The 16,932-nt window shown below is 60.3% G+C and carries 15 protein-coding genes; 4 read left to right on the forward strand and 11 right to left on the reverse strand.

The window, feature by feature from the left end:
* Positions 1-2: 2 nt before the first annotated feature.
* Entirely contained in the window at positions 3-1,091 is a 1,089-nt protein-coding gene (locus OHL13_RS10150) for an A/G-specific adenine glycosylase (protein ID WP_263410010.1), read from the reverse strand.
* Between the two features lie 64 nt (positions 1,092-1,155).
* Between OHL13_RS10150 and OHL13_RS10155 the strand changes: the two genes are divergently transcribed.
* The gene (locus tag OHL13_RS10155) at positions 1,156-2,748 is read left to right on the forward strand and encodes an MGH1-like glycoside hydrolase domain-containing protein (RefSeq protein ID WP_263410011.1); all 1,593 of its coding nucleotides are present in this window, start codon (positions 1,156-1,158) and stop codon (positions 2,746-2,748) included.
* An 80-nt stretch (positions 2,749-2,828) separates the two neighbouring features.
* Here OHL13_RS10155 and OHL13_RS10160 read toward each other — a convergent pair whose 3' ends face one another.
* Both OHL13_RS10160 and OHL13_RS10165 read right to left on the reverse strand, forming a co-directional pair.
* A complete protein-coding gene (locus OHL13_RS10160) occupies positions 2,829-3,452 on the reverse strand; it encodes a YdeI/OmpD-associated family protein (RefSeq protein WP_263410012.1) in 624 nt (207 codons plus the stop codon).
* A gap of 98 nt (positions 3,453-3,550) precedes the next feature.
* Positions 3,551-5,887 (reverse strand): TonB-dependent receptor plug domain-containing protein, encoded by a 2,337-nt coding sequence (locus OHL13_RS10165; protein ID WP_263410013.1) that lies wholly within the window; start codon positions 5,885-5,887, stop codon positions 3,551-3,553.
* A gap of 81 nt (positions 5,888-5,968) precedes the next feature.
* Here OHL13_RS10165 and OHL13_RS10170 point away from each other — a divergent pair, with 81 nt between their 5' ends.
* Positions 5,969-6,448 carry a metal-dependent transcriptional regulator gene (locus tag OHL13_RS10170; RefSeq protein WP_263410014.1) on the forward strand — a complete coding sequence of 160 codons (480 nt, stop codon included), beginning with the start codon at positions 5,969-5,971 and terminating at the stop codon, positions 6,446-6,448.
* Positions 6,449-6,562: 114 nt separating this feature from the next.
* On the opposite strand, the gene OHL13_RS10175 is transcribed toward OHL13_RS10170, so the two are convergent.
* From OHL13_RS10175 to OHL13_RS10190, 4 genes are read right to left on the reverse strand one after another with little or no spacing between them, the layout of a single operon-like run.
* Positions 6,563-7,228, reverse strand: coding sequence for an HAD family hydrolase (locus tag OHL13_RS10175; protein WP_263410015.1), 666 nt, complete (start codon positions 7,226-7,228; stop codon positions 6,563-6,565).
* Entirely contained in the window at positions 7,221-8,654 is a 1,434-nt protein-coding gene (locus tag OHL13_RS10180) for a phosphoglucomutase/phosphomannomutase family protein (protein WP_263410016.1), read from the reverse strand. Before OHL13_RS10180 ends, OHL13_RS10175 begins: the two co-directional genes overlap by 8 nt.
* Positions 8,655-9,803, reverse strand: a complete 1,149-nt coding sequence (locus tag OHL13_RS10185; protein ID WP_263410017.1) for a mannose-1-phosphate guanylyltransferase — start codon at positions 9,801-9,803, stop codon at positions 8,655-8,657.
* Between the two features lie 32 nt (positions 9,804-9,835).
* Positions 9,836-11,038 (reverse strand): pyridoxal phosphate-dependent aminotransferase, encoded by a 1,203-nt coding sequence (locus tag OHL13_RS10190; RefSeq protein WP_263410018.1) that lies wholly within the window; start codon positions 11,036-11,038, stop codon positions 9,836-9,838.
* A 589-nt stretch (positions 11,039-11,627) separates the two neighbouring features.
* Here OHL13_RS10190 and OHL13_RS10195 point away from each other — a divergent pair.
* Positions 11,628-13,034, forward strand: coding sequence for a hypothetical protein (locus OHL13_RS10195; RefSeq protein WP_263410019.1), 1,407 nt, complete (start codon positions 11,628-11,630; stop codon positions 13,032-13,034).
* Here OHL13_RS10195 and coaD read toward each other — a convergent pair.
* Positions 13,031-13,513 carry a pantetheine-phosphate adenylyltransferase gene (gene coaD, locus OHL13_RS10200; RefSeq protein WP_263410020.1) on the reverse strand — a complete coding sequence of 161 codons (483 nt, stop codon included), beginning with the start codon at positions 13,511-13,513 and terminating at the stop codon, positions 13,031-13,033. The genes OHL13_RS10195 and coaD overlap by 4 nt on opposite strands.
* Positions 13,514-13,641: 128 nt before the next feature.
* Positions 13,642-14,709: a recombinase RecA gene (gene recA, locus OHL13_RS10205; protein WP_263410021.1), complete on the reverse strand. Its 1,068-nt coding sequence runs from the start codon at positions 14,707-14,709 to the stop codon at positions 13,642-13,644.
* Between the two features lie 187 nt (positions 14,710-14,896).
* Here recA and nth point away from each other — a divergent pair, with 187 nt between their 5' ends.
* Positions 14,897-15,637, forward strand: a complete 741-nt coding sequence (nth, locus tag OHL13_RS10210; RefSeq protein WP_263410022.1) for an endonuclease III — start codon at positions 14,897-14,899, stop codon at positions 15,635-15,637.
* 80 nt (positions 15,638-15,717) lie between these two features.
* On the opposite strand, the gene OHL13_RS10215 is transcribed toward nth, so the two are convergent.
* The gene (locus OHL13_RS10215; protein ID WP_263410023.1) at positions 15,718-16,137 is read right to left on the reverse strand and encodes an EamA family transporter; all 420 of its coding nucleotides are present in this window, start codon (positions 16,135-16,137) and stop codon (positions 15,718-15,720) included.
* The gene (locus OHL13_RS10220) at positions 16,134-16,919 is read right to left on the reverse strand and encodes a uroporphyrinogen-III synthase (protein ID WP_263410024.1); all 786 of its coding nucleotides are present in this window, start codon (positions 16,917-16,919) and stop codon (positions 16,134-16,136) included. Before OHL13_RS10220 ends, OHL13_RS10215 begins: the two co-directional genes overlap by 4 nt.
* Between the last annotated feature and the right edge of the window lie 13 nt (positions 16,920-16,932).

Here is a 16,932-nt window from a genome sequence, read left to right on the forward strand (position 1 = left end):
ACCTATTGTCGCACCACTGCTTCCGGTTGCGGCATGCGAACCCCGGGTGACGCAATCAGGTGCAGCCGCCGAAGCGCCTTGCGCGCCAACCCGGTCAACGGCAGGTCCGGCAGCGTGCCCAGGCGCCACCATTCATAATCGCGCAGCGACAGCGGCAGTTGCCCCACCAGCGCCTGGTCCGCCGAGAACACCTCAACGTAATAATTCGTGTTCGTAATCGAATGGCGCACCTGCAGGGTAGCCGTATAACCGGCCACACTCTCCCCAGGCAGCTCCGGCAACTCATACATCCCCGGCATCAGGGACGCCTCCGCGGGCCTGCGATGCAACATCACCTCAATCACACCCTCGCGCTTCCGCTGATGCAGCAGGTACGCCACGCGACGGCTGCGCATCTTCTCCCTCGCCTCAGTCTTATGCTCTCCACGCGTCAGGCAAAAATCATGCACCGGGCACTGCAGGCACAACGGCCCGCGCGGAACGCAGATCGTCGCACCCAGCTCCATCATGGCCTGGTTATGGTCTCCCGGAGCATTCTGCGCCCTGTTTGCCGCAGGTACCAGCGCAGCCGCCTGCGCCGCAACAAACCGCTTTGCCTCGGCCGTCGCTTCTTCCGCACGGCCAGTGATTCGCAGCAATACGCGCTCTACGTTGCCGTCCACCACGGCGATGCTTTCGCCAAACGCAATGCTGGCAATCGCAGCCGAGGTGTAATCCCCGATGCCCGGCAGTTTGCGGAGTTCCTGCGATGTGGAAGGAAGGCGGCCATCCAGCTCTGCCGTAATGAACTGCGCTGCCTTATGCAGCATGCGGGCGCGGCGATAGTAGCCCAGGCCGCTCCACACCGCCAGCACATCCTCCTCCGGGGCCAGCGCCAGCGACACGAGCGTAGGGAAGCGCCGCAGGAAGCGGTCATAGTGCTCCAGCACCGCATTCACACGCGTCTGCTGAAGCATCACTTCGCTGACCCAGATGTGATACGGGTCGCCGGTCTCGCGCCAGGGCAGAACGCGTGCGTGTTGTTGATACCACTTACTGAGCGCGCGCCGGAAACCGGCTACCTGCTCTGGGGGGAAACCAGCGTTCGGCATAACCCTCTGATTTTAAGGCTTTCTCTTCTCAAACGTTTTCACCAAATGAGATATTGTTTCGTATATGAAACGTCGCGATTTTCTGGCTGCCTCTTCCCTCACCGCCGGCCACCTTGCCCTCAGCCGCATGGGGCTTGCCCAGCAACTCGCACCGGCCTACCCGGAAGCTCCTGAGATCGAGTTCCACACCGCCGACACCCGCTGGCAGACCGTCTACGACAAGGCGCTTGCCGTGCTCGCCGCCAACGTCCGCACGCTGCCCCGCTATACCGATCCCGTTCTGATTGAAGGCTCCGACTACCCCGGCATCTGGCAGGAGTGCGCCCCGCAGGAAGGCCTGCTCTACCGCCACTTCCGCCCCGACGCCGCGCGCAACAACCACCTTGGCTTCTTCCAGCTCCAGAAGCCCGACGGTCAGCTCCCGGCCAGCATCAAGGTCTCCGAAGTAGGCTACGGACAGATCCAGATGGTCGTCCCCATTGCCGCAACAGCATGGGAATTGTCGCAAGCCACGGGCGACCACGAGCTGCTGGAAAAGGCCTACACCGCCTGCGGCCGCTGGGATCAGTGGCTAATGAAGTTCCATAACTCGCGCGGCACAGGATTAGTCGAGGGCTACTGCACCTACGACACCGGCCACGATAACTCCTACCGCTGGCATGGTGTGCCCAACCGCCGCAAAGATGCTGACGCAACCAAGTGGCCTGATGGCATCCCCGGCCTGCCGCGCCTCTCACCCGATCTCTCCGCCACCGCTTACGGTGGCCGCATCGCCCTCGCCGCCATGGCCAAGGCCCTGGGCAAGCCGCAGGAAGAAGCCCACTGGCTGGAGCAGGCCGCACACATCCGCGAGCTCATCCTCACGAAGCTCTACTCCGAAGAAGACGCCTGCTTCTACGACCTGGACAGCGACAACAAGTTCGTCCGCGTGCGCGGCGACGCCATGATTCGCGTCTGCGGCGAACACGTCCCCGACCAGAAGCTCTTCAACACGCTATGGGAGCGCCAGATCCACAACCCAAAGGCCTTCTGGGCGCCCTTCCCGCTGACTTCCATCGCCATGGACGACCCCGGCTTCGAAAAACGTCCCTTCCCCCGCAATACCTGGAGCGGACCACCGCAGGCGCTGCTCGCCCTCCGCGTTCCCCGCTGGATGGAGCACTACGGCCACACCGCCGAGATGAGCCACCTGATGGACCGCTGGTGCGACGCCATCCTGCGCGACGGCACCTTCCGCCAGCAGATGGACCCCGCTAACGGCGAGTTCACCCAGAGCGGCAACCCTAACTACTCTCCCTGTGCCCTGGTTCTGATGGACTTCACCTGGCGCCTGGCGGGCGTCCGCAAAGAGGGCGACACGCTCGAATGGAACATCCGCCCCAACTACGCCGCCAGCAAGGACGCCCGCTTCTCTTTGAAGTTCAACAAGACCCACCGTGCGGAGCTCACCTATAAAGGCAACACAGCCACGCTTACGCTCGACGGCAACAAGATCGGTACCGCCAGCGGCACCTTCCGCCTCACCACCACCTTGGATGGCAAAGTCACGCGCATCACCGGCATCGGGCAGGAAGCATCCAGGATCAGCTACAAACTGAGTGGTTCTCCAGCACACTCTTCCACGATCAGCCCAAACCAAAACACCAGGCTGGGGTAAGACAGTTGCTGGTTCTTAGTTGCTAGTTTCAGAACGAAACTATTCTGCTAACAACTAAGGACAAACAACCAGCAACTGCTTTAGCAGTTCTGATACTTCCAGTTCCGCTGTTTCCCTTCGGCAATCCACGCAACCGCCTGCTCAACGCGGGTTGTCCGCGTCGCGTCGCGCTTGGCCTCGTTGATCCACTCCAGGTACTCGCGCTGGCACGACGGACTGAACTCGGCATACACCTTCGTCGCCGTCTTTGACTTCTTCAACGCCGCCGCAAACTCCGGGTGCATCTCGGGCAATGGCTTCGTCGCAGCCTTTTTGGGCCGCTTCATCAAGCTCTCGCCGCCTTCGACAGCCGCTGCAGCGGCCTTCGCCCACTTCACCAGTTGCTTGTCCGCTGGCAGGTCTTTCACCGAAGTGATCTTCCCCAGCGTCCCCATGCCCTCGGAGGAATCAAACCCCGCAGCCGTCATCTCCGCGCGCACGCTGGACGACCACAGGCCGAAGCTGGCATGCGCCTTGAACGCCGCCATGTTGGCGATGATCCTGCCACTCTTCGTCGTGAAGAAGGGCATACTCCACTTGATCGTCTCCTGCACATCCGGCAATGCTTTGTGCATCACCTCACGAATGTGGTTCAGAATCGGCTGGGCAAAGGGCTGGGCCTTTGCAATGTAGGCATCCACACGGGCGTCCATGCGCACCATCATAACGCCGCTGTTGATCTGTCATCCCGTCCGAAATTTCCTTTTCTTGTCATCCCGGCCGGAGCGAAGCGAAGTGGAGGGACCTGCATTTTCTGCTTTTCTCAAAACGCAATCGTCACCCCTGCCTGAATATTCCGCGGAGGCACAAAGTGCGTCCCGCTGAAGGTCGAGAGGAAGTTATACAGAGCCACTTTGTCGAACAGGTTCGTCACCGACAGCTTCATCCCCACCGATACCCTGTCCCTTCGCCACAACGCATCATCGGCCACCGACACATCCACCAGCTGCCGGGGAGCCACCCTTACGGGGTTTCTGTCATCATCCTGCGTGCCCGGTGCGGGGATCCTCACACGGTCCGCTCCAAACAACGCATAGCTGCAGTTGCGGATCGGCTGCGATGGCGTGGCATACACTCCGCCGCAGTGCAGCCCCATCTGCTGCTGCTCATCCCCAGTCAGTACAAAGGTATCGGTGTACACAGGCGTCGTTCCCGGCAACGCCAGGCCACTGTTATATCCCCATGAGAAGCCCACCCATGGCCGATGCCCGCGCATCTTCGGCAGCGTGTAATGCAGTGCCGTCGTCTGTTCAAACTCCTCGCCATGGTCGATGCGAAAAACACTGCCCGCCGGAGTCGCGCTAAAGATCAGCCCACCCACCTGCGGCGTAAAGAACCGCGACCTCACATGGCCCATCACGCTGTAACCGCTCACGCCATGCCAGTCTTCCAGGTTCACCCGCAGAGCCAGCCCATCGATCTTTGACTTCTCCCACGCCACGCTGAAAGTCACTGGCGTATTGAACAGTGTGTCGAAATCAAAAGCCGTGTGGGTGAACTTCCAGTAGTAGTCCGCGTCCACCGTCACATACTTGCCAAACGGCTGTGCAAAGCCCACGTTGAACTGGTTGCGCGTGCCCGGCTTTACCGGCTCACTGCGATACACCGCGAACGGGTTCGAAGTCGCCGCATCCTGCCCGGCATCGTTGGCAAAGATCAGGTTCTCGTTATACGGCGTCTCGAACAGCCGCGCATAGCTGGCTCGCAGCAACGTCTTCGCACCGGGCACGCGCCACCCGATGCCCACACGCGGCTGCAGTTGCTTTCCCGTGCTCAGCCCGTCATAGACGTCATACCGCAGCCCCGCGCTCAGCGTTACCGCACCCAGCCGCAGTTCCTCCTGCGCGTAGACGGCAGCCTGCGCAATGCCCGCCGTTTTGGAGAAGTGATACAGCGTGCCTCCACGGCTCAGGTCATACGGCAGCAACCGGGCCTGAAAGTCGGCGTTCGCCTTGTACCCGGCAGCAGCGCACGCCTGCGGATCGCGTACGCCCGCGGCCACCACCGCATTGCCACTGCCATCCACACACACCGCATTGAACAGAGGATCCGTCAGACCGACATCGAACCGCTCATTCAGCCGTGTCTGCCACAGCGTCCCGCCCGCCTTCAAAGTCTGCCGCCCGCGCGCATAGACTGTCTCCGCGCGCACACCCATGTTCCACAGGCTGCGATCCTGCGCCAGCGTCGCCGTCTGGTCGCGCATCTCATCGGGCGACGGCAGATACCGCGCCTGCTGCACCCGCACAAATGGCGTCACCTGCACCAGCCACTCCGGCGACACCACATGCGTCCATCCCATCGCCAGGTTGCCGCTCGTCAGCAGGCTTCGCTGCTGCTGCCCCTTCGCCTCCGTGTCAAAGCTGTTCGGCGTCTGAAAGGCTGACCTCCCATAACCCACATTCCAGTGAATCAGGTCATTCGCATGCGGATTCCAGTCAAAGCGATTGAACACACTCTCCACGTCGCCCCTTGCATGGATCGGCCGGAACTCCGGCGTATCCAGGAAGCGATTCGAACCCGCCGCGCCTGCCGCAATAAACTCGCCCCAGCGCTGGCCGCCCTTGCTCAGCATCAATCCCTGAGACCACGTCGCAAACGACCCACCTTCACTGCTCCACTCGCCCGCCAGGGGCCTCCCCACACCCGACTTCGTCACCACGTTGATCACCAGGCTGGTCTTGTCGCCAAACTCCGCCGGCGGCGCCCCGGTCATCGCATCCATGCGATCAATAATTCTCGGATCAATCTGGTTGGCAAAGATCTTCGCCAACTGATCGGTCATCGGCTGCCCATCCAGGGACACCGATGTATCCGCATGCTCGCCCAGCGGATGGGCAAATCCGTTCGAATCCGCCGCCACTCCCGGCGTGGTCCGTGTAATCAGGTCGGTAAAGCCGCTTCCGGTTGATGACAGTGGCAACCGCCGCACCGTTCCTCCGTCCACGACGCCATGCGCGGTCGAAGGCATCGCCTCCAGCTCCGCCTCAATCGCCCGCACGGTCACCGTCTCGGTCACGGTCTTTGGTTTCTCTTCCTGCTGCGCGATCGCACTCACGGAGAGGCACAGCAGTAATGCGGTTTTCAGGGGAAAGGTCATGTTTAGGCTTACCTAATTTAGGTTCGCCTAAATAAATCACCGCGTCAACTCAATTCGCACTTCTGAAATAATGGCTTGATCGTGGAGAAGCAGTCCCAAAGCCGTCGCAGTGAGTCGATCGACAACTACCTGAAGGCGATCCTCGCCCTCGGTGGCGGTGACGACCATCTCGTCGGCAGCAAGCAGATCGCCGACCGGCTCGGCATCGCACCCGCCTCCGTCACCAATATGCTGCAGCGCCTGGCCGCGCAAACCCGTCCCATGGTGAAGTATGAGCGGCACAAGGGCGTCAGGCTCTCCGCCATCGGACGCAAGCGCGCACTCGAGATCGTGCGGCATCATCGCCTCATCGAGACCTTCCTCTTCGAAGTTCTGGGCTACAGGATGGAAGAGTTGCACGACGAGGCCGAGCGCCTGGAGCACTTCATCTCCGAGCGCTTCGAAGAGCGCGTCGCCGCACGGCTCGGCAACCCTACGCAAGACCCCCACGGCCACTGCATTCCCGCGCTGGACGGATCGATGCCCGCGCAACACGGCATCAGTTGCAACTGCTACGTCTAGCGCGCTTTATTTCTGTCATCCCGACCGGAACAAAGCCAGGTGGAGGGACCAGCATTCCCCCAAAAACTTCAGCGGCCCCAAGGCCGCTGAACGCTGTTCCGTTTGAATCTCTGGCTACTTCACCGAAGGAAAGCTCAACGTCAGCCCATCGGGCCCAGCCGTAAACTGCAGCTCTTCCAGCGTTGGAACCACCCAGTCAGCATGACTCAGCTCTTCCGCCGTGTGCGTTCCCAACACCGCAATCACGCGGCATCCTGCATCCTTGCCCGCCTGCACACCGCTTGGAGCATCTTCCACCACGATGCACTCCGCAGGCGCAAACCCCAGCAGAGCAGCGCCCTTCTCATAAGGCTCAGGGTGCGGCTTGCCGTTGGTCACCATGTCGCCAGCAACCAGGCGTTCCGGATATGGCAGACCCGCCGCCTTGAGCCGCGCCACCAGCAAACGGCTGGTGCCGGAGGTCACAATCGCCCAGCGCTCCGGCGGCAGAGAGGTCAACAGCTTGCGTACACCGGGCAACACCTCAATATCGCTGGTGTCGGCAATCTCAAGGTCTTCAATCACCTTCAGGCCGGCATCGGCGTCAATATCCGGGCGAAGCTGCCGCACAATCTCAATCGCGCGCATGCCATGCGGAACGTTATAGTTCTCCGCATCGGGAATGCCGTACATCCTGGCCCACTGGCGCCAGCAGCGATTCACGCTGTTGATGGAGCTGATCAGAACGCCGTCATTATCAAACAACAGTCCCTTGGCCTGTACGGTCACCTGCTCAGCCATTCAGCACAAACTCCCGCGCCGCTTCCAGCACCTTGTTTACGGATTCCACCGAACACGACTCGCAGTAAACGCGCAGCAACGGCTCCGTGCCGCTGGCGCGCAGCAGCAGCCAGGTCTCGGCAGCGTTTGGCTTGGTTGCGGCCTCCGGATTGTCGAGGAAGAACTTGATGCCGTCCATCGTCTCCATCCGCAGCACCTTCATGCCGCTGATGGACTCCACACCCGCCCGCGCGCGCGCAATCGCCGACTGCTTCACCTCATCGGTAATGTGCATATCAATACGGCCGTACTGGTGCTCGCCATACTCGGCCTGCAGCGAAGCCACCAACTCACCCAGCGTCTTCTTTTCGTCGGCCATAATCTGCGCCAGCAACAGGCTGTTCAGCAGACCATCGCGCTCCGGCAGGTGCTTGCTGATGCCCATGCCACCGGACTCTTCGCCGCCGATCAGGATCTCTTTTTCCAGCATCAGGTCGCACACATACTTGAAGCCGATGCCGTGCTCATTCAGCTTGCGGCCATACTTGGCGCAGATGCGGTCAATCATCTTGGTCGTGTTGAAGGCCCGCGTCACCTCACCCGGCCACTGCTTCCGCACAATCAGCCACTGCAGCAGGATGCAGAAGATCTTATGTGCATCCACCACGTTGCCATGCTCGTCCACCGCGCCAATGCGGTCGGCATCGCCGTCCGTCACCAGGCCGGCGGCGCACTTCTCCGCGACCACGACCTTCTGGGTCAGGGCGATGTGCGGAAGAATCGGCTCCGGGTTAATGCCAGGGAAGCTCGGGTTCAGCTCGGAGCGCATCTCCACATTCGGAATACCGGCTTCGTCAAAGATGCCCTTGATGACACCACGGCCCGCACCAAACATCACGTCGATCAGGAAGCGGTAGCCAGAGGCTTTAATCTCACCCAGGTCGACAAACTTCTTGATGGCGGTGATGTAATCCGGGTTGAAGTTGACCTCGGTGATCGGCGCTGGCTTCTCCGCAGGCGAAAGATCCACCGTCAGGTAGCTCTCAATCGAGGTCATGATGGACGGCTTGCCGCTGCCGCCATAGCTGCCCTTGTACTTCACGCCATTCCACTCCGGCGGATTATGGCTGGAGGTAATCATCACGCCGCCAGCCGCCTTGCGCTCACGCACGGCAAATGACAGTGCCGGGGTCGGTGTAATCTCGCTGGCCAGGAAGACCGGAACGCCGGCCGTTGCAAGCACCTCGGCGGCCACCTGGGCAAAGCGCTTCGATCCGAAGCGCGTGTCGTAGCCGATACAGACGCCCGCTGCCGGGTTCTCATGCTTCAGCACGTAATGCGCAATCGCGCTCACGGCGACTCGAACATTGGCATAGGTAAAATCGTCGGCAATAATGCCGCGCCAGCCATCCGTTCCAAACTTTACAACTGTCTTTATCTCGCTCATTTAGATCAGCTCTTTTCTGCCGAGTTCCTGCAGCGCCTTCACAACCTTGCCCACGTCCTGCGAGTGCTCCCGCGTGGTTACCAGCAACGCATCTTCGGTTTCCACCACGACCAGGTCATTCACACCCACCAGGGCGACCATACGGTCCTTGGCATACACATAATTGCCACGGGCGTTCAGCGCCAACCGTCCCTGCGCGTCCACCACATTGCCATACTGGTCGCAACCAGGAGCAGCAATCGACCGCTGATGCTCATGCAGAGCAGCCCACGACCCCAGGTCGTTCCAGCCAAACTCAGCCGGAATGCAGTAGATGCCCGAAGCCTGCTCGCCCTTGCCGGAACGTGGCTCCAACACCGCGTAGTCAATCGAGATGTTCTCGCACTCCGGATAAACCCGGTTGAACACCTCGTCAAACTCAGGTGTACCCCAAGCCGCCGCAATCTCTTCCAGGCGTACCGCCACCTGCGGCACATGCTCCCGCAGAGCGTTAGCCAGCGTACGCGCCGACCAGAGGAAGATGCCGCTGTTCCAGGTGTAGCGGCCCGCCGCTACAAACTCTATTGCAGTCTGCTTGTCTGGTTTCTCGGTAAAGCGGTGCACGTGACGCACCGGCAGCAGAAGTCCCTGCGCCGGCATGGCCACATCGCCCTGCTCAATGTAGCCATAGCCCGTCTCCGGGCGTGTGGGCGGAACGCCCATGACCACAATGTTGTCGCCTGCGGCAGCTACTGCAATGCCCGCGCGCAGAGCCGCCGCAAAGCGGCCGGCGTCCTTCACCACGTGGTCCGACGGGAAGATGCCGATCACCGTATCCGGCTCATCACGCTCCATCAGAAATGCGGCAAGTCCGCAGGCCGGCGCCGTGTTACGGGCAGCCGGCTCGCAGACGATATGCTGCGTCAGAACATCCGGCAGCTGCGTCCGGATCGTCTCGGACAGCACCGAGTTGGTGATCACCCAGATATTCTTCCGCTCGGTCGTCAGCGCAAGGCGATCGACGGTCTGCTGGATCATCGTGCGCTCGCCGTCCAGCGCCAGTACCTGCTTGGCCTTGGCTTTCCGGCTGCGAGGCCAGAAACGGGTTCCACTGCCGCCTGCAAGAATCACAGGCACAAAGTTAGGTGCTTTCGTAGATGTCGGTTCCATGGGCTCCGTGTTAATCGTTAGCGTACAACCACTTACGACAACTTCGCGAAAAATTCCTTCATGCGCGCCACACCCTTGTCGATGACATCTTCCGACACGGCATAGGAGAGACGGACATGCTCGGTGGTTCCGAAGGGCTCACCCGGTACCGTCACCACATGGGCTTCCGTCAGCAGCTTGGAAGCTACATCAGCGGCCGAGTTCAGGCCGCCCTTGCCCAGGAAAGCCTTGATATTCGGATACACGTAAAACGCACCTTCAGGCACCGTGCAGGTCAGCCCGGGGATCCCCTTGAAGCCTTCCAGGATACGGTCGCGCAGACGGATGTAGTCCGCACGCATCTCCGTGATGCACTCCTGGCTGGCCGTCAGAGCGGCAATCGAAGCATACTGAACCGGTGTCGCCACGTTCGACGTGCTCTGGCTCTGCAGCTTGCTCATGGATGCAATGATCTGCTTCGGACCAAGAGCGTAGCCCGCGCGCCAGCCGGTCATCGCATAGGTCTTCGACAGCGAACCCAGCACGATGATGTGCTCCTTGCAATCGGTGAACGAACCGCCGCTGATGCAGGCGCCCGTAAAGTTCAGGTACGCATAGCACTCGTCCAGCAGTACATAAATGCCCTTGGCGTGCGCCAAACGGATGATCGACTCCAGGTCCGACGGAGCGATGATCGCGCCCGAGGGGTTCGACGGAGTGTTCAGAATGATGACCTTGGTCTTCGGCGTGATCACAGCCTCAATCATCCTGGCCGTAATGCGGAAGTTCTCCGCTTCGCTCGACTCCACATACACCGGGATACCACCGGCGTACTGGATGATGTCCTTGAAGCTGACCCAGTACGGTACCGGCAGAACAACCTCGTCGCCGTGGTCCACCAGCACCTGGATGGCGTTGAACAGCGCATGCTTGCCGCCGACGGAGAAGACACACTCCTCTACGGTGTAGTTGGTGTTGAAGTCAGCCTTATGGCGCTCCACAATCGCCTTACGCACCTCGGGGATGCCGGCAACCGCCGTATACCGCGTGTGGTTCTCCTCAATCGCCTTAATCGCCGCGTCTTTGATGTGGCGCGGAGTGGCGAAGTGGGGCTCGCCTGCGCCGAAATCGGCCAGGTCAATGCCCTGCGATTTCATCTTCAGCGCCTCGGCCGTAATGGCCATGGTGGCTGAGACTTCGATGCGGTTAATGCGGTCGGTAAGAACCTTCTTTTGCGTGGCTGCTGCGGTGGTCATAATATCTAGTTTCGCAGATTCAACACTTGGCGGGAACCCCGGAAGTTTTTTCGTCTGAAATCCGGTCATTTCATGCTACTGTCAAGACCTCCCCGAACATTTAAGAACACAGGACACTCCATTGGCTGAGATTGGGCGTTCCGAAATCGACCGTTATCTGGCGTTTGTACACCTGCGCCTCCGCTTACTGCGGATTTTTACCTGGGCCGCCATCTTTTTCCTTTTAGCCGCGCTTGGCATTCTCGGCCAGGCGTACCTATACGCCGACACACTGCAAACCACTCCGCAGCAGAACCTCACCGTAACACTCGCTCCGGTTGCCCCATCGCCAGGGCCAGTCTCGCTCATCCTGCCGGCAACCCTGGGATGCAGGCCGCTGCTTCCGTCCAAGAGCAAACCCCTAACAACACCGACGAACAGCACACGGCCCTGCGCTGTCCCCTCTGGCTCCAAATCGTCCTGCTCCCTTCCGCAGCCGTGTCCGCCGAAAAAGCCGGTCATCTCAAAGCCTTCTCCTTGTTGCTGCATCCCGCAGATACAGTGCCCTGGCTCACCCTCCAGGGCGGAACTGCCACCCGGTGTGCAGGATATGAAAGACCGCACAACCCTGCTCCAGGCACAGATTGACAACAAGAAGGCGCAGAAAACCCTGGATGACCTCGACCAACCGAAACTCTCGATCGAGCCGTTGCTCCGAACGCTCCGCAACTCATGGTTTCAGGGCTTCATAGGACTCGCATTCCTCTTCGCCATGGCGGTTGCGATCCTCACTGTTTACTTTACCGAGACGCCCCCACTCAAACTGGCCCTTGCAGTCGCCGGAGTCTTTGAGTCTCACGCCCCCAAACGACCTTCACCCAACCAGTCCAAACTGCCCAACGATCAGAATGTCCCGGATCCACCACCAAGTGAGACAACCGCACGGCAGGACGACACAACCGCACACCACTCCCGCGCCTACTATCTCGTCTCCGCAGAACTTGTAGCAGAAATCGCAGCCGAGAAAAGGGCAAAAGCACTGATCGACGAGAGCTGGGACGAGGACGGAAAGCTCGATATCCAGAAGCTCGCCTCCAACCAGGAGTTCGCTTATCTTGTCATCGCCGCTTCCCGCAAGATTCGCCACAACCAGCAAACCGCGCGGAAAATTTTGTCCTCCCTCTGGGAACACCCTTTCGGCCTGAAGGGAAAAGACAAGGAGTCCTCCGGCAGTTCCACCAGCAGCCCACTGATTCCCGTTCTTACGACATTCCTTCTGACAGGCCTGATCGCAGGGGTTGGCCAATGGGTCGTAGTGCACCACGCCGAAGATCAGCTCGAGCGGGCGAAAACCGAGGTGATCCGGGTCACGGAGCAGCAGACCGATAAAGAAAGCACAAACAAGGTGCTTGAAGCAATGAACGTCCTGCTGCAAAGGATGGCTGATATGCCGCAACAGTCATCCACGCAACCGCAAGTGAGCACGACTCAATCATCCGTTCCGGCAGCAGAAGGGGATACCTACTACATCAGCAACGGGCAGACCTCCCAGCCCGTCTCCCCGGACCCGCTGGTTGCCAAGTCGCTGGAGACTTGCTGCCAGAAGTTCTCAGACAGTTTTACCGAACTGTTCAAACACTTGACTTCAGGAAACGACGGAGGCAACAATCACTCGCCTGCCAGTCGTACCATCGAAAAGGTTATTGTCTTCAGACCGGAGACTCTCTGCATCGACTTCCCAGCCTCTACGGGGAACAAATATGGTCTGCAATTGCTTTCGGCACAGGGCAAACGCCTCGGGTTCTGGTCACACTGGAATGCAAACCAGTACACCCTGCGCACCCAGGCCACTTGTAAAGACCCTGCGAGTCTCGGACCGGACTTTCAGATTGACAGCAATCAGACAGGTATCCGGCAAATCGACAATCTGAACTTTCGCATCGACTTCAGCAGCAGCCGTTTTTTGTGGGTTGGACGCCGCGTGCTGGCCGTGAGAATTACGGAGACCCTGCCCTAGACCTTCGCCTGCAGCCGCTCCATCACCAGCTTCGGCACCAGGTCGCTGACGTCTCCACCCAGCTGAAATACGCCCTTGATCAGCCGCGAACTGACATAGGTGTACTTCTCGTGCGGCAGCATGAAGATCGTCTCCAGTTCGGGAGCCAGCTTGCGGTTCATCATCGCCATCTGGAACTCATACTCGTAGTCGCTGATCGCCCGGATCCCGCGCAGTACGGCGATTGCGCCCTGCTGCCGGGCAAAATCCACCAGAAGGCCGTCAAAGGCCTCCACCGTCACGTTCGGGAAGCGCCTGGTCTCCTCGCGGATCATCTCCAGCCGCTCCTCAATCGTGAACAAAGGCTTGCCCTTGTTCACATTGCGCAGGATCGAGACCACAAGGTGGTCAACAATCTTGGCTCCCCGCGCAATCAGGTCAAGGTGGCCGTTGGTCAACGGATCGAAGGTTCCGGGATAGATGGCTCGTACAGGCTGCATCGCACATGCAGCATACACGCTTAGGAAGGCGCGATTCTTCCCGGCATGTCCTAGGCTGCCCCCGGGCGCAGCAAAAAGGGCTGCCGAAGCAGCCCCTTGCATTTTCCGTACATCTTGAACCGTTCGAACTACTTACGTCCGCGAACCACTTCCTGGGCCGCGGCGGCGCCATCTTCAGGAGCAGCCGGAGCTTCCGGCCCCGCGGCACCGATCTTCAGCTTGGCGCGCAGTTCCGCGTTGATCCGCTCAAAGGTTTCCTTGTTCTCCTTCAGGTAGCCACGAACGTTCTCACGGCCCTGTCCGATGCGTTCACCGGAGTAGCTATACCAGGCGCCGGACTTCTCTACGATATTGTTGGCTACCGCAAGGTCCAGAACATCACCCTCGCGCGAGATGCCCTCACCGTACAGGATGTCGAACTCAGCCTCGCGGAACGGCGCGGCGACCTTGTTCTTCACAATCTTGGCCTTGGTACGAGCGCCCGTAATGACCTCGCCTTCCTTCACGGCTCCAATACGGCGGATATCGATACGTACCGTCGAGTAGAACTTCAGCGCACGGCCACCGGTTGTCGTCTCCGGATTGCCGAACATCACACCGATCTTTTCGCGGATCTGATTAATAAAGATCAGGCTGGTGCGGGACTTCGCTACCGTACCGGTCAGCTTTCGCAGCGCCTGCGACATCAGACGCGCCTGCAGACCTACGTGCGAATCGCCCATCTCGCCGTCCAGTTCGGCCTTCGGCACCAGCGCCGCCACAGAGTCCACCACCAGTACATCAATGGCTCCCGTACGAACCAGCGCCTCGGTTATCTCCAGCGCCTGTTCGCCATAGTCCGGCTGGCTGATCAGCAGGTTGTCCACATCGACGCCCAGTTTCTTCGCGTAGATGGGATCCAGAGCATGCTCGGCGTCCACAAAGGCGGCCAGGCCGCCGGCCTTCTGTGCCTCGGCAATGATCTGCAAGGTAATGGTCGTCTTACCCGACGATTCCGGGCCGTAGATCTCAATCACGCGGCCGCGTGGAACTCCGCCCACACCCAAAGCCGCGTCAAACGAGATGGAGCCGGTTGAAATCACCGAGATCGGGACAATGGCTTCACGCGCACCCAGGCGCATGATCGAACCTTTGCCAAACTGCTTCTCAATGCCGGCCATTGCCAGCTCTACTGCCCTTACGCGATCATCCGCCACGTGTTGTTTCTCCTCACTCCGCCTGGAACCTGCTCAAGTTGGCCGCAATCACTCCTGGGCTTTCACCATCAGGAAATCAGAGTCTAGCAGCAAATCCCGATCGACAGCAAAGAAAAAGCGAAAATACTTTCGCTCCATTCAGTGGAAAACCCGGTGCAAAACTCCCCGCGCTATCATCGGGAACGACATGGCTACCAAGTCCCTGAAGAAAGCCGCAACCGCCGTCCTGCAGAAGCCCGCTGCCCCTAAAAAAGCGGCCCCAAAGAAGCCCGTCTATAACCCGCTGGCGCCGGAGCGCATTGCGGCCATTCTCGATGGCCTGAGGAAGGCCTACCCCAATGCCGTTTGCGCACTGCACCACAACTCCGCCTGGGAACTGGTGGTAGCCACGGCACTTTCAGCGCAATGCACTGACGTCCGCGTGAACATGGTCACGCCGGAGCTCTTCCGCACCTTCCCCACCCCCAAAGCCCTGGCCGAAGCCCCGCTGCCCGCCATTGAAGAGATCATCCGCACCACCGGCTTCTTTCGCGCCAAGGCGAAGAATATCCAGGGCGCAGCCCGGGTGGTCGTGGAGAAGTTTGGCAACAAGGTGCCGGAGACGCTCGAAGAGTTGATCACCCTGCCCGGAGTCGCCCGCAAGACAGCGAATGTTGTCCTTGGTTCGTGGTTCGGAATCGCCGTCGGCGTCGTCGTGGATACCCACGTGCTGCGCATTTCAAAACGGCTTGAGTTAACGAAAAACACAGATGCAGTGAAGGTGGAACGCGACCTGATCAAGATCCTGCCGCAAAGCGAGTGGATCAACTATTCACACCGCATCATCTTCCACGGCCGCCAGGTCTGCATCGCCCGCAAGCCCAAGTGTGCCGACTGCACGCTGGAGAAGCTGTGCAACGCTCCGGACAAGACCTGGAGCTCGCATTAGAAACATAAAGTTTGTCATCTCGACCGAAGCGCGTAGCGGGGAGACCCGCTACGGTCGGAATGACCTAGCTTCGTCAAAAATCACGCAAAGGCCAGCACGATGGCTCCGGCCGCGATCAACAGGCCTCCAAGCACCTTCAGCATCGTCAGGCCTTCGCCCAGAAACAGCCATGCAAAGACGATGACCAGAGCCACGCTCAGCTTGTCGATGGGGGCTACTCTCGAGGCCTGCCCCATCTGCAGCGCGCGGAAGTAGCACAGCCAGGAAAGCCCCGTCGCCAGCCCGGAGAGCACCAGGAAAAACCACGAGCGCGTGTTGATGTGCCGCAGCTCGCCATGTTTCCCCAACGCAAGCGCAATGGCCCAGGCAAAGACAAAGATCACCGTGGTGCGCACCGCTGTCGCCAGGTTTGAATCAATGCCGGAGACGCCAATCTTCGCCAGAATCGCCGTAGCCGCCGCGAAGACAGCCGAAAGCAGAGCCCATACCAGCCAGCTCATGACTGCGGCCCCAGCGCGGAAGCAATCGCCTCCGCCAGGGAGGCCACATTGGCCTCCTTCGCCTCGACCGTCGGTATATATCCGGCCTCGCGCAGAGTAGCGGAGGTGATGGGACCGATGGTGGCCAGCACCGTCAACTCCGGCAGCTCTCCCCCTCCCGCCTGCAGCGCCTGCAACAGGTGATGCACCGACGAAGACGAAGTAAACGCCACCGCCGATGGCCGGTCCTGCCCAATGAATAGTTCCTTCAGTTGCATGGGAGCATGGGCAGGTACCACCGTGCGGTACGCCTCGGCAATCTCAACCCTTGCGCCTGCCTGTTGCAGCACTCCGGGCAGTACGTCGCGGGCCACGGCTGCGCGCACCAGCAACATCCGCGCGCCGTCAGCATGCGGCAACAATGCATCGGCCAGTCCCTCGCCCGTGGCCTTTTCGGGCTGCAGCGTAACGGGAATGGAAGCCTGTTGCGCCGCCCGCGCGGTCACGCTGCCAATTACGGCTACGTGCAGGGTAGACGGCAGCTCGCCCGGAAAACGCTGACGGAAGACCTGCACCGCATTCGCGCTGGTGAACAGCAGCCAGTCGAACTCCTTGAGCCGCGCAAGCGCATCATCCAGCCCGGCAAAGCTTACCGGCGGAGCCATCTCCAGCACGGGAATGATCACCGGCTCCAGCCCACACGCACGAAGCGCATCGGCCAGTTCAGGGCTCTGGTGAAGAGCACGCGTGACCAGCACCCGTGCAACCGGGCCCTTGCCGAGTGGGACGTGGGGATTCGTCACCAGAAAAGTATGC

The organism is Terriglobus tenax, from assembly GCF_025685395.1.
In the GTDB taxonomy this organism is placed as follows: domain Bacteria; phylum Acidobacteriota; class Terriglobia; order Terriglobales; family Acidobacteriaceae; genus Terriglobus; species Terriglobus tenax.

Bases quoted from the DNA above. Each gene is read 5' to 3' on its own strand.
- OHL13_RS10175 (WP_263410015.1), bottom strand. From the start codon at position 7,228: ATGGCTGAGCAGGTGACCGTACAGGCCAAGGGACTGTTGTTTGATAAT.
- OHL13_RS10150 (WP_263410010.1), bottom strand. From the start codon at position 1,091: ATGCCGAACGCTGGTTTCCCCCCAGAGCAGGTAGCCGGTTTCCGGCGC.
- coaD (WP_263410020.1), bottom strand. From the start codon at position 13,513: ATGCAGCCTGTACGAGCCATCTATCCCGGAACCTTCGATCCGTTGACC.
- OHL13_RS10160 (WP_263410012.1), bottom strand. From the start codon at position 3,452: ATGATGGTGCGCATGGACGCCCGTGTGGATGCCTACATTGCAAAGGCC.
- OHL13_RS10195 (WP_263410019.1), top strand. From the start codon at position 11,628: ATGAAAGACCGCACAACCCTGCTCCAGGCACAGATTGACAACAAGAAG.
- nth (WP_263410022.1), top strand. From the start codon at position 14,897: ATGGCTACCAAGTCCCTGAAGAAAGCCGCAACCGCCGTCCTGCAGAAG.
- OHL13_RS10180 (WP_263410016.1), bottom strand. From the start codon at position 8,654: ATGAGCGAGATAAAGACAGTTGTAAAGTTTGGAACGGATGGCTGGCGC.
- OHL13_RS10185 (WP_263410017.1), bottom strand. From the start codon at position 9,803: ATGGAACCGACATCTACGAAAGCACCTAACTTTGTGCCTGTGATTCTT.
- OHL13_RS10215 (WP_263410023.1), bottom strand. From the start codon at position 16,137: ATGAGCTGGCTGGTATGGGCTCTGCTTTCGGCTGTCTTCGCGGCGGCT.
- OHL13_RS10155 (WP_263410011.1), top strand. From the start codon at position 1,156: ATGAAACGTCGCGATTTTCTGGCTGCCTCTTCCCTCACCGCCGGCCAC.
- OHL13_RS10190 (WP_263410018.1), bottom strand. From the start codon at position 11,038: ATGACCACCGCAGCAGCCACGCAAAAGAAGGTTCTTACCGACCGCATT.
- OHL13_RS10165 (WP_263410013.1), bottom strand. From the start codon at position 5,887: ATGACCTTTCCCCTGAAAACCGCATTACTGCTGTGCCTCTCCGTGAGT.